At 45.2% G+C, this 12,766-nt stretch carries 12 protein-coding genes; 2 read left to right on the top strand and 10 right to left on the bottom strand.

The features are described from left to right. Positions 1-3: 3 nt before the first annotated feature. The 5 genes from pyrI to arcA all read right to left on the bottom strand — a co-directional run bounded on the left by pyrI (position 4) and on the right by arcA (position 4,073). Positions 4-465: an aspartate carbamoyltransferase regulatory subunit gene (gene pyrI / locus FKN08_RS20000; RefSeq protein ID WP_005381086.1), complete on the bottom strand. Its 462-nt coding sequence runs from the start codon at positions 463-465 to the stop codon at positions 4-6. A 15-nt stretch (positions 466-480) separates the two neighbouring features. Further along, positions 481-1,410: an aspartate carbamoyltransferase gene (gene pyrB, locus FKN08_RS19995; protein ID WP_170892797.1), complete on the bottom strand. Its 930-nt coding sequence runs from the start codon at positions 1,408-1,410 to the stop codon at positions 481-483. Positions 1,411-1,497: 87 nt separating this feature from the next. Continuing rightward, positions 1,498-1,593, bottom strand: a complete 96-nt coding sequence (locus tag FKN08_RS19990) for a hypothetical protein (protein ID WP_031780631.1) — start codon at positions 1,591-1,593, stop codon at positions 1,498-1,500. A 99-nt stretch (positions 1,594-1,692) separates the two neighbouring features. Further along, positions 1,693-2,697, bottom strand: coding sequence for an ornithine carbamoyltransferase (gene argF / locus FKN08_RS19985; protein ID WP_170892770.1), 1,005 nt, complete (start codon positions 2,695-2,697; stop codon positions 1,693-1,695). Between the two features lie 155 nt (positions 2,698-2,852). Further along, positions 2,853-4,073, bottom strand: coding sequence for an arginine deiminase (arcA, locus tag FKN08_RS19980; protein WP_170892769.1), 1,221 nt, complete (start codon positions 4,071-4,073; stop codon positions 2,853-2,855). Between the two features lie 583 nt (positions 4,074-4,656). Between arcA and rraB the strand changes: the two genes are divergently transcribed. Both rraB and FKN08_RS19970 read left to right on the top strand, forming a co-directional pair. Continuing rightward, on the top strand, positions 4,657-5,070 hold the full coding sequence (gene rraB / locus FKN08_RS19975) for a ribonuclease E inhibitor RraB (protein WP_005381081.1): 414 nt from the start codon (positions 4,657-4,659) through the stop codon (positions 5,068-5,070). Between the two features lie 166 nt (positions 5,071-5,236). Then, positions 5,237-6,037 carry a hypothetical protein gene (locus tag FKN08_RS19970; protein ID WP_170892768.1) on the top strand — a complete coding sequence of 267 codons (801 nt, stop codon included), beginning with the start codon at positions 5,237-5,239 and terminating at the stop codon, positions 6,035-6,037. 19 nt (positions 6,038-6,056) lie between these two features. Here FKN08_RS19970 and FKN08_RS19965 read toward each other — a convergent pair whose 3' ends face one another. From FKN08_RS19965 to pepA, 5 genes are all read right to left on the bottom strand, one after another. Next, positions 6,057-6,962, bottom strand: coding sequence for a bifunctional helix-turn-helix transcriptional regulator/GNAT family N-acetyltransferase (locus tag FKN08_RS19965; protein WP_170892767.1), 906 nt, complete (start codon positions 6,960-6,962; stop codon positions 6,057-6,059). Between the two features lie 115 nt (positions 6,963-7,077). Then, positions 7,078-7,482, bottom strand: coding sequence for a DUF2061 domain-containing protein (locus FKN08_RS19960; protein WP_005397464.1), 405 nt, complete (start codon positions 7,480-7,482; stop codon positions 7,078-7,080). 214 nt (positions 7,483-7,696) lie between these two features. Next, positions 7,697-10,555, bottom strand: a complete 2,859-nt coding sequence (locus FKN08_RS19955) for a valine--tRNA ligase (RefSeq protein WP_104970977.1) — start codon at positions 10,553-10,555, stop codon at positions 7,697-7,699. Positions 10,556-10,651: 96 nt separating this feature from the next. Further along, positions 10,652-11,101 (bottom strand): DNA polymerase III subunit chi, encoded by a 450-nt coding sequence (locus FKN08_RS19950; RefSeq protein WP_170892796.1) that lies wholly within the window; start codon positions 11,099-11,101, stop codon positions 10,652-10,654. 115 nt (positions 11,102-11,216) lie between these two features. Beyond that, positions 11,217-12,725 (bottom strand): leucyl aminopeptidase, encoded by a 1,509-nt coding sequence (gene pepA, locus FKN08_RS19945; protein ID WP_005397459.1) that lies wholly within the window; start codon positions 12,723-12,725, stop codon positions 11,217-11,219. Positions 12,726-12,766: the final 41 nt, after the last annotated feature.

The raw sequence follows: 12,766 nt of genomic DNA, 5'->3' as shown, positions 1-12,766 counted from the left end.
TGTTTATCGTTCGGTTACGATCTCGCGTGAGAACACTTTCTCGCAGTACTTACACTTTAGGCGGATTTCTTGTTTCTTTTCGAATACGCTAAAGCTGCTTTCTACTGGCTCATTGTGAGAAATACAGTTTGAATTTGGGCATTCGAAGACATCATTGATGCGCTCTGGAAGCTCTAACGCGAGCTTTTTCACCACTTCATAATTTTCGATTTGGTTCACGGTCGCGTGAGGAGCATACAGCGCCAACTTGCTCGCTTGCTCTTCATTAATAAACACATTTTCTATTTTCAGTAGATCTTTATGACCGAGTGCTGATGATGGCAAGTTCAGACCAATAGTAACGCGCTGTGATGAATTGTGCATATCGAACAGTCTTAGTACTTTGATGCCGATTTGCGCAGGGATGTGGTCGATGACCGTGCCATTTTTGATTGCTTCTACCTGCAATTGAGTTTCTTTAGCCATGGGTTTTCTCCTCGATTACAGTGTTTCGTTTAGAACAAGCGCCAACAGTGCTTGGCGAGCGTATACGCCATTTTGAGCTTGCTGGAAGAAGTAAGCATGAGGCGTTTTATCAACATCGGTTGTGATTTCATCCACACGTGGTAGTGGGTGGAGTACTTTTAGATTTTCGCGCGCCCCTTCGAGTAATGCAGCTGTCAAAATATACGCCGATTTAATGTGCGCGTACTCCGATTCGTCAAAACGTTCTTTCTGTACGCGCGTCATGTACAGAATATCCAGTTCAGGAATCACACTCTCCATGTCCGTGTGCAGGCTATATTGAATGCCAGCTTCGTCTAGCTCTTCGCAGATGTAATCTGGCATTGCCAATGCTTCTGGTGCAACAAAGAAGAAGCGGATGTTATTAAACTTCGCTAATGCTTGAGTCAGAGAGTGCACCGTGCGGCCATATTTTAGGTCACCTACGAATGCGACGTTCAGGTTGTCTAGATGCCCTTGTGTTTCCGCGATGGTGTATAGGTCGAGTAGCGTTTGAGTTGGGTGTTGGTTTGCACCGTCACCAGCGTTGATCACTGGCACGCCATTTGAGAATTCAGAGGCCAAGCGAGCGGCGCCTTCTTGTGGATGGCGCATCACAAAGGCATCGACGTAAGAAGAGATGACCTGTACTGAATCTGCGAGTGTTTCGCCTTTTTTCGCCAGAGAGGTATTACCATCATTATCAAAGCCAATCACGTCACCACCAATGCGTTGAATCGCCGTTTCAAACGACAAGCGAGTACGTGTTGATGGTTCAAAGAAACAACTGGCAACGACTTTGTTTTTAATCAGTTCTGGTCGAGGTGCTTTTTTAAGGCTGCCTGCTGTTTCTACGATAAGTTCCAGTTCTTCACGTGAAAGCTCTGGAATAGAGATGATGTGCTTCTGGTAAAGCGAGTTCGCCATGATCTTCTTCCCTATAACATTGATGACTACATCCAAATTGCCGAAAGGAATTTTGGACATAAAAAAACCTCCCCAAATGGGGAGGTTTTAAAATTCAATAGAATTAACGAAAATAACACCACGTAAGCGTAGTCGCTTAGCTAGAGCAAATCGCGTTTTCATGTCGGCAATTAGCTTGGTCATTTCTTAATCCTCAGACAAATTGCCGTGCATTATACGCTTAACTTTCGTGAGCGCAAGCGATTACATCATGGTTTTTAGCGGCTGTTTTTGCGCGCTGGTTTAGCTTCCTAGCGTCGCAACCATCACGGCTTTGATGGTGTGCATACGGTTTTCAGCTTCGTCGAATACGATGGAGTATTCCGATTCAAATACCTCTTCTGTTACTTCAAGGCCTTTCATGCCGTATTTTTCTGCGACTTCTTTGCCGACGGTGGTTTCATCATTGTGGAAAGCAGGAAGGCAGTGCATGAATTTCACATGTAGATTACCCGTTTGCTTAATCACGTCCATATTGATTTGATATGGTGTCATTAACGCTACACGTTCATCCCATGCCTCGGCAGACTCACCCATAGACACCCAAACGTCGGTGTATAGGAAATCACAACCTTTCACACCTTCCTCCACGCTTTCAGTTAATGTGATTTTTGCACCAGTTTGCTGCGCGATAGTTTGGCAAGTTGCCACCAGATCTTCTTCAGGCCAGAACGCTTTTGGCGCGACAAGGCGAATATCCATGCCCATTTTAGCAGCACCCACCATGAGCGAGTTGCCCATATTGTTGCGTGCATCGCCTAGGTAAGCGAAGGTCATTTCATGCAGCTGTTTACCACGGCCATGCTCTTGCATGGTCAGGAAGTCAGCAAGGATTTGGGTAGGGTGGAACTCATCAGTCAAACCATTCCACACTGGAACACCAGCATAAGTGCCAAGCTCTTCAACAATGGATTGGCCAAAACCGCGGTATTCGATGCCATCATACATGCGGCCAAGTACGCGTGCGGTGTCTTTCATTGATTCTTTATGGCCAATCTGAGAACCAGAAGGGCCGATGTAAGAGACTTGAGCGCCTTGATCAAAAGCTGCGACTTCAAACGCACATCGGGTACGAGTCGAAGATTTCTCAAAGATGAGTGCAATGTTTTTACCTTGAAGTGTCTTCTGCTCTGTTCCTGCATATTTTGCTTTTTTTAGCTCTGCAGACAGTTCGAGCAAGAACTGGATTTCTTTGGTTGAGAAATCCAATAGCTTCAAAAAGTTGCGGTTACGTAAATTGAAAGCCATAGCTCGTCCCTTAGTACGTGTGATTGAATTAATAGAATGCATTAAAACATATAAATGCTTTATTTGTGAATAATTATTTTCATGTAAACTAAAAAAGGTTGATGCATTCACATCAACCTTAGTTTTTATTCATTTAATGTAAAAGGACGAATTGGTTATATATCGTCTCGCTCTATCGGACAGCTCATGCAGCGGGCGCCACCACGGCCACGGCCAAGCTCGTTACCTGGGACTGTCAGTACTTTGATACCAGCTTTGTCGTATTTTTCGTTGGTGTATACATTGCGTTCGTAACCAATCACAACGCCCGGTTTTACGGTAAGAACGTTATTGGCGTCATTCCATTGTTCGCGCTCAGCTTCATAACTGTCACCACCCGTGGTGATGATTTTCAGCTGATCTAAGCCAAGAGCAGATTCAATCGCATGTAGGTAGTTATGAGATGCTTCAACATGCATTTCACCATTGCCTTTTGGTGTTAAACGCCATGTGTCGAGATCTTTGCGCATGATCTCTGGGTAAACAGAGAACGTGTCCACATCCATATGGGTCATAACAGTGTCTAAATGCATGCATGAACGGTGTTTAGGCAGATCAATCGCAATCACTTCGGTCGCTTGTCCTGCCTTAAACAGGCTCGCTGCAAGGTTCTCTACGCCTTGCGCGGTCGTACGCTCAGACATACCGATCAGAACTGCACCTTTACCAATAACCAACACATCACCGCCTTCGACATTCGCATTATCATAATGCAGATCATCATCACCGAAGTATTTGATAAAGTCTTGGCCAGCAAAAATTGGGTGCCAACGATAAATCGCACGTAAGTGGTTTGTTTCACGTTGACGTGCAGGCATCATCATCGGGTTAAGAGAAACGCCGCCATAAACCCAACATGAGGTATCACGAGTAAAGAGGTGATTAGGCAGTGGCTCAATAACAAAGTCGAGAGGACGCTTCATTTTTGGCAGCATAGAAGATGAGGAGATCGGTAGCTCTGAGTAAGCTAAGCCACCTAAAAAGATGCTGGCAAGGTGTTCATCATCCATTTCTGAAAAATATTGGCGTAGGTCTCGCGCAAAGGTTGGCCCGTAACGAAAGTCAGAAATCTGAGTATCTAGCAGCCACTGTTTTGCTTCTGGAACGGCGAGGGTTTCGACCAGTAAATCGTGGAGGAGAAGCACTTCAACGTCTTGCTCGCGCAGCGTACGTGCGAATGCATCGTGCTCTTCACCTGCCGCTTCTACAGCAAGAACGTCGTCAAATAGCAACTCATGACAGTTTGACGGAGTTAAGTGGGTTAGGGCGCGTTCAGGGCGATTTAATAGAACTCGTCGAAGTTGACCAACTTCTGATCCAACGTACAGCTTGCTCATTTTGTATCCTTACAAATTTTCCAGCCATTAGTTATGACAAGCTTCCTAGAAAGATGCAAGTTATCAAGCTTTGTTTATATTCTGGTGTTTCTGGTTTTGTGAGTTTTTTATTTTTATTTTTATTCTTATTAAATTTATTATTAGATATAAATGCTATTTTACTAAAATTAGAGTGCGTGCGTTTTTATTCTAATTTTCCCGTTGAGAAAGAATACACGCACAGTGCATAAAACGTGCATTTTTATTCTAAATTATGCATTATTAAAGTGAATTTATTCGTTATGCTTCTTCGTTTTACACGTGAGTGTATTCAAGAAAGCGCCATAAACACGCACAGAAAGAGAAAATAACCGCATTAAGTGTCAGTTAGGATGTTCTGAATATTAAAAAATGCCATTTTTTGTTAATTTTTTGTTTCTTTGCGTGGTCGGTTTAATATTTATATTCAAATAACCGATAAGAATCGCGGTGGTATGATGTTTGTTTGTGGCTTTTCATCGCAATCCATGCCATATTTCACCGGATCAGCATACTCAGTATCGGGTATAGTGTTTCTATCAAGTAACTAATCTGGAGCCAAAACATGTCTCACGAAGATGAATATCTATCAGTAGAAGAATTAATTGAGATTCAAAAGGAAGAGACTCGCGATATCATTGCAGCATTGCTAGAAGATGGCAGCGATCCAGATTCGCTATACGAAATCGAGCACCACCTGTTTGCAGAAGATTTTGACACGCTAGAAAAAGCGGTTGTTGAAGCATTCAAGATGGGTTTTGAAGTGCTTGAAGCGGAAGAAACTGAAGATGAAGATGGCAACAAGTTGCTTTGCTGTGACGCAACCATGGAATCAGCATTAGACGCAGAAGCCATTGATGCGCAAGTTGAAAAACTGATTCACTTGGCAGAAAAATACGACATCATCTATGACGGTTGGGGTACGTACTACGAAGGCGAAGATGCGCTTTACCCTGAAGAAGATGAAGACGACGAGTAATCAAAGCTCACCTCTTTTAGAGAAACCAGCGTTTAACGCTGGTTTTTTTATACCTTGAAAATAGCATCCAACAACAGATGAATGTGGAGGTGATAAATAATTCACATTGAGTTTATAGGGGATTTCTCCCTATAATGCGTGAAAATTGATCTAGCGCAAGGTGTATATGCAACTCTCACTCGCCGGTTTATGGCAAGTCTCTCCACTGACGGACCTCTCGATTCCACAGGATGACATCACTTTTCCCGCCCCTTTAAGTCTAGTCCTGCCTGATGAATTGACGGAGGAAGCGATCCGTCAACAAGAATGGCACCTGATGCATGACATTGAAGTGGATGAGGCGATGATGGCATTTCCTGCAGTGGAAATGGTAATGGGTGGTGTTGATTACCATGCGGAGGTACGTTTGAACGGCGTGGCTGTGTTTGATTGTGATGGCTCGCAAAGTGTGTATAAGAAAGACATTCGCCCATACATGCAAATGGGGCGTAATCGCTTTGAGATATTGTTCCTAGAGGAAGAAGAAGATCTTTTATTCGATGAGGATAGGCCAGAACTGTGCCCGCTTTCTGAACATCAATATAAGAAAAGTGATGAGCGACTGGGCGTGTGGCAAGAACCGTACTTGCAGTTTATTCGCAACGTGCGTTTAGATCGCGTGGCAACCGAGCAGATTTGGCACCATGGTGGCGGGTGTGAATTTAAGGTCGATTTGTATTACCAGACATTTGCACCAGGGCTAGTGTCAGCAGCGGTAAAGTTTAATGGCATGACTTACCATATCCCAATTGACGTTCGTGCAGATCACGCCAGCGCACTCTTTCAGATTGAAGCGCCAAAGTATGCTGATCTTAATGACCCTGATCCAAATGATCTCTATCAGTTGTCTGTTGAATTGGATGGGCAACGCCAAAACTTCACTGTTGCATTGAGCCAGGAGCTTTGCGTTACCCATGTTGTGCTTTAACGTCTGATAATATTTTTTATTACAGTACCTTAAGCATTACGACTTCACATGCATCATGCCCTGTTTGTCCAAGCGGGGCATCGAGATGCTCAAAGCCTAGCTTTTCATACAAGCCTACCGCCTCTCTTAGACATTCGGTCGTTTCTAAATAGCACTGCTGATACCCAAACTGTTTCGCCAGTTGTAAGCTCAATGCGACGATGCGTTTGGCTAAACCGTGTCCTCGTGTTTGAGGTAAGAAGTACATCTTTTGCAGCTCACACACATTTGGCTCACCAGCTAAAGGGGCAAAGCCACCGCCACCAACGATCTCTCCGCGATGTTCAATGACCCAATAGGCGGCGCCGCATTGATTGTAAACCGAATACATATCATCAAGCGTTGGATCGGCCACACCATAACCTTTGTCTGCGGTTAAGCCGTATTCAGCAGAGACTTTACGAATTACGTCTGCCACTTGCGGGTTGTCTGCTTTTGTAAGAGGTCGAAGAACGTATTCCTCTGCCTGACATACTTTTATCAGCCCTTTTAGGTAAGTCTCTAAACCAAGTTTGAGTTGTTCTTGCTCACAGTCATCAAGTTGTGTAAGCAACTGCTCAAAAAATCTGTTTTGCTGTTGGTCTAGTTGCGATAACGCCTGCTGTCCTTGAATTGTGAGCACTACGAGTTGGCTTCGTTTATCTTTCGGGTTTTCGATGCTCTCAACCAAACCTAATTTAATCAAACCAGTAATGGTGCGGCTTGCATTGGACTTGTCGACACTAAGCTGCTGCGCCAGTTGGTTGATGGTCAATGGCTGCAATTGGATTTCACCTAATGCGTGCGCTTGTACCGGGGTAAGAGCGACATCGCCGCATTGTTTATCGAGCATACCAAGCAATCGGACGGCTTGACGGGAGTAGTGTCGGAGTTGACGAGCGTTCATTATCACTTACCTCTAAAAATAAAGTTGCGCACCGCAATCAAATTAATTGCGGTGCGCAACTTTGTCAATGATAAATGTCATTTGGCTCGTTAGGAGACGTAGTGAGCCTCCATGTTTAAGCGTGGTGATGTAAACAAAACTGCGGTGCTGGAGTTTTTGCTGATGATTTACGCATCCATACTTTCTCGTGGAAGTAGTAAGCCACCGTATTCAAACTCGGCTCTAGCATCGCCATTACGCCGCCGACAAATGCATCACCTGTTAGTAAGTAAACCACGGTAAAAGCGACGCTGAAGTGCACGGTCGCAAAGCTTGCGGTTTTTAATTTGGTCATCCACTGACGAGCTTTAAGTGCTGGGACTTTTGCCCATGCCTTTTCATGAAAGTAGAAGGCTACGGTGTTCACTGAAGGCTCAATCATGGCAATTAAACTACCAATTAAAATGTCGCCTGTGAGTACGTAAGCGACACTAAATGCGATAGTAAAATGCAGTGCTGCGAAAGTTAGTGTCTTTTTCATGATAATTACTCAATCGTGTTTGTTTCGATGAGTTTATTATCGATAATAATTCTCATTAATACTAATGGATGATGAGTATTGTTGCGATAGGGGAAAGCTATTGATGATGGTTTTTGGTGAAAGATATACAAAAGGTTGACCATGATAGCCAACCTTTTGATTTTTAGTGCTTTATAAATCTAAGTCTTGAAGTATTTCGCTTCTGATCAAACGATTACAGCGCCGCGATAGTGGTTTTTTGCTCTTCTAGCTTAGCTAGTGTCTCTTTGTAGCCTTCAAGTTTCTCACGCTCTTTAGCAACAACCGCTTCCGGTGCTTTCGCCACGAAGCCTTCGTTACCTAGTTTGCCTTCGATACGCTTGATTTCGCCATGAGTCTTTTTGATTTCGCCATCTAGACGAGCAAGCTCTGCATCTTTGTCGATCAAACCCGCCATTGGGATCATCAGCTCAGACTTACCAACCAGTGCCGTTGCACACGCAGGGGTCTCTTCGCCAGCTTCAAGCACGCGTACTGCTTCTAGCTTCGCTAGAGACATCAATACTTGTTTGCTTGCTTCTAGACGAGAGGCGTCTTTCTCATTCGCTGCTTTCAGCATAACGTCTAGAGGCTTGCCCGGGTTGATGTCGTACTCAGCACGTAGGTTGCGGATGCTAGTGATGAACGCCTTCACCCATTCGATATCATCTAGCGCTTCTTGGTTGAAGTTTGCTTCGTCGAATTGAGGCAGCGTTTGTAGCATGATTGTCTCGCCCTCAACACCGTCAACTAGTGGCTTGATGCTTTGCCAGATAGTTTCTGTGATGTAAGGAATCACAGGGTGAGCTAGACGTAGCGTCTTCTCAAGTACCGTGATTAGTGTACGGCGAGTACCACGCTGTTGCGCTTCAGTACCTTTCCATAGAACGGGTTTAGTTAGCTCTAGGTACCAGTCACAGAATTGGTTCCAGATGAATTCGTAAAGTGTGTTTGCAGCCATATCTAGACGGAAGTTGTCGATATGGTTGTTGAACGCTTTCGCTGCGAGTTCAAACTGAGACTCGATCCACTTGTCTGCTAGTGAGTACTCGATCTCACCTTCACCAAAACCACAATCTTGCTCTTCTGTGTTCATCATTACGTAACGGCTTGCGTTCCATAGTTTGTTACAGAAGTTACGGTAACCTTCAAGACGCTTCATATCCCAGTTGATATCGCGACCTGTTGATGCCATTGCTGCAAGGGTGAAACGCAGTGCGTCTGTACCGTATGCTTCGATACCGTTTTCAAACGTCTTACGCGTGTTCTTCTCGATCTTCTTCGCTAGCTGAGGCTGCATCATGTTGCCACAACGCTTCTCTACTAGAGACTCTAGGTCGATACCATCGATCATGTCGATTGGGTCAAGTACGTTACCTTTCGACTTCGACATCTTGTCGCCGTTTTCGTCACGGATTAGGCCGGTAACGTAAACTGTCTTAAATGGTACTTGTGGTTTGCCATTTTCGTCTTTCACGAAGTGCATGGTCATCATGATCATGCGCGCAACCCAGAAGAAAATGATGTCGAAACCAGTTACTAGAACGTCTGAAGGGTGGAATACTTTCAGATCGTCAGTTTGCTCTGGCCAACCTTGAGTACCGAACGTCCATAGTGCAGAAGAGAACCATGTATCCAGTACGTCTTCGTCTTGGTGAAGCTCAATGACTGACTCTAGGTTGTTGTTCTTGCGAACTTCTTCTTCAGTGCGACCTACGTAAACATTACCTTGGTTGTCGTACCAAGCTGGGATGCGGTGACCCCACCATAGCTGACGAGAGATACACCAGTCTTGAACGTCACGCATCCAAGAGAAGTACATGTTTTCGTATTGCTTAGGAACGAATTGGATGTCGCCGTTTTCTACTGCTTCAACTGCTGTTTTCGCTAGAGGCGCAGTACGTACGTACCATTGGTCAGTTAGCATTGGTTCGATAACCACGCCACCACGGTCGCCGTAAGGAACTTGTAGATCGTGATCTTTTACTTCTTCAAGTAGACCTAGCTCGTCGAATTCAGCAACGATAGCTTTACGAGCGGCAAAACGTTCCATACCGTGGTATTTAGCTGGTAGCTCAGTGCTGTAAGCGTCGCTTGCTTCGCCGTTAGTGTTGAATACTTCTGCTGCGTCGCGGATGTTCGCGTCGAAAGTCAGAATGTTGATCATTGGTAGCTGGTGGCGCTTACCAACTTCGTAGTCGTTGAAGTCGTGCGCAGGTGTGATTTTCACACAGCCAGTACCTTTTTCCATATCTGCGTGCTCATCGCCCACGATTGGGATGCGACGATCAACGATAGGAAGGATGATTTCTTTACCGATAAGATCTTTGTAACGTGGATCTTCTGGGTTAACTGCAACACCCGTATCGCCTAGCATGGTCTCTGGACGAGTCGTTGCAACAACGATGTAGTCTTTGCCATCCGCTGTTTTAGCACCATCTGCTAGTGGGTAGCGGAAGTGCCACATGTGGCCTTTAGTGTCTTTGTTCTCTACTTCTAGATCTGAAATCGCTGTGTGTAGCTTTGGATCCCAGTTAACTAGACGCTTACCGCGGTAGATTAGATCGTCTTCGTATAGACGTACGAACACTTCTTGAACGGCGTTAGATAGACCATCGTCCATCGTAAAGCGCTCACGGTCCCAGTCTACTGATGCGCCAAGACGACGAAGCTGTTTAGTGATAGTGCCACCAGATTCGCCTTTCCATTCCCAGATTTTGTCGATGAAAGCTTCACGACCGTAATCGTGTTTTGTTTTGCCTTCTTCTGCAGCGATCTTACGCTCAACAACCATCTGAGTTGCGATACCAGCGTGGTCAGTACCTACTTGCCAAAGGGTGTTTTTACCCTTCATACGTTCACAACGGATAAGCGTATCCATGATCGTATCTTGGAACGCGTGGCCCATGTGTAGGCTACCAGTGACGTTCGGTGGCGGGATCATGATGCTGTATGATTCTTTAGTAGTGTCACCGTGTGGCTTAAAGTAGCCTTTCTCTTCCCAAGTCTGATACAGAGCTTGTTCGATTGAAGTTGGGTTGTATGTCTTTTCCATAGCGCTCTTTTAATGGATACGTTGATGGTTGAATCTTAGTCAATCTTTATAAGTGAGGGATCTTAACAAGATCGCCTTAACTATAAGGATTGACCGTTAAGGATATTGAATTTCGATCGTTTGCAGCTGGTAACCTGCTTGACGGTAAATTTTATATCTTTCTCTTGCGAGTTGTTTAGCTTTTTCTTCGCAGGGCACGAAGTCTACCACTTGAGCAAACTTGTTCGCAAAGGTTGTCTCATTTTCCGCCAAATTAATTACCAATTGACGATTCCAAGACGGCTTTACACCGTTATGGCCGATCTCAATATTGGTGGCGTATTTCGGTCCCTCGCCTACTAGGTTATGTGCCATGAACTTGTCTGCATCAACTTGCCAAAAGGCTTCAGCGAGCTGCTCGGCGTGTGGTTTGTCTTGGCAGTTTAAATACACTTTAGCGCCTTGGCGGGCAAAGTGCTGCGCCAAAAACACAATGTACTTTTCAAAGCCAGCCACCGTTGCTTGCGGGCTCTCTTCGTTAATGATGTAGAAGGTTGCAGTTTGCATCATTCTCTCACTTGCCTTGGGTCTCTTCCTAAGACCATCTTAAGTCCCACTTTCATTTTAGAAAATTAGGATAATAAAAAAGGGCCTTGCGGCCCTTTTAGATGTTGTTCAGAAATTACTCTTCTGTCTCTTGGCCGCTGCGGTTCAAAAGGAATTGGACAAGCATTGAGACAGGACGGCCCGTTGAGCCTTTCGCTGCGCCTGATTTCCACGCGGTACCTGCGATATCGACGTGAGCCCAGTTGTACTTTTTAGCAAACTTAGACAAGAAGCAACCCGCAGTGATGGTACCAGCAGGACGGCCACCAATGTTTGCCATATCCGCAAACGGGCTTTTCAACTGCTCGTGGTACTCATCTGCCATTGGTAGACGCCATGCACGGTCACTTGCTTGCTCTGAAGCGTTAACTAGCTCATGAGAAAGAGGGTTGTGGTTAGAGATAACGCCACTGATGTGGTGACCTAGTGCGATAACACAAGCGCCGGTTAGCGTTGCAACGTCAACCACGCAGTCTGGTTCGAAACGCTCTACGTAAGTCAGTGCGTCACAAAGAACAAGACGACCTTCCGCATCCGTGTTCAGAACTTCTACAGTTTGACCAGACATTGTCGTTAGGATATCACCTGGACGGTAAGCGTTGCTGCCTGGCATGTTTTCACAGCCTGCTAGAACACCAATAACGTTAATTGGTAGGTTTAGCTTCGCTAGCGCTTTCATTGTACCGAATACCGATGCCGCACCACACATGTCGTACTTCATCTCATCCATACCTTCGCCCGGTTTTAGAGAGATACCGCCTGAATCGAAGGTTAGACCTTTACCTACTAGCACAATCGGTTTTGCATCTGAGTCAGGGTTACCTTTGTACTCGATGATAGACATCATAGATTCGTTTTTAGAACCACGGCCTACTGCTAGGTAAGAGGTCATACCCAGTTTTTCCATCTCTTGCTCACCAATGATTTTGGTGGTTACGGTTTCGTAATCGTCCGCCAGACGACGAGCTTGAGAAGCGAGGTAAGCTGGGTTAGCTACGTTTGGTGGCATGTTGCCAAGGTCTTTTGAGGCTTTGACACCAGATGCGATAGCTAGACCATGAGTGATTGCTTTTTCACCCAAGTTTAATTCACGACGCGTTGGGACATTGAAAACAAGCTTGCGCAGTGGGCGGCGAGTTTCAGGTTTAACGCTCTTGAATTGATTAAATGTGTATAGACCATCTTTAGTAGCTTCTACAGCCTGGCGTACTTTCCAGTATGTGTCGCGACCCTTAACATGCAGTTCAGTTAGGAAACATACAGCTTCCATTGAGCCTGTCTCGTTAAGTGTGCTGATCGTCTTTTGAATGATTTCCTTGTACTGGCGCTCGCCAAGTTCACGCTCTTTGCCGCAACCGACAAGCAAAACGCGCTCTGACAAAACACCTGGTACTTGATGCAGTAGCAGCATCTGACCAGGTTTACCCTCTAGATCACCACGGCGAAGTAGTGAACTGATGTAACCGTCACTGATTTTATCAAGTTGTTCGGCTACTGGAGAAAGGCGACGTGGTTCAAACACACCAACAACGATACATGCGCTACGTTGTTTCTCTGGACTGCCACTTTTTACACTGAACTCCATGCGTACTCCTACATCCTGAAGACAAATTGCTCTAAATGTTA

The organism is Vibrio sp. 1-2 (7-a) (genome assembly GCF_013048515.1).
GTDB lineage: Bacteria > Pseudomonadota > Gammaproteobacteria > Enterobacterales > Vibrionaceae > Vibrio > Vibrio diabolicus.
The sequence above is the reverse complement of the archived record's forward strand: the minus strand, read 5'-3'. Positions and strand labels throughout refer to the sequence as shown.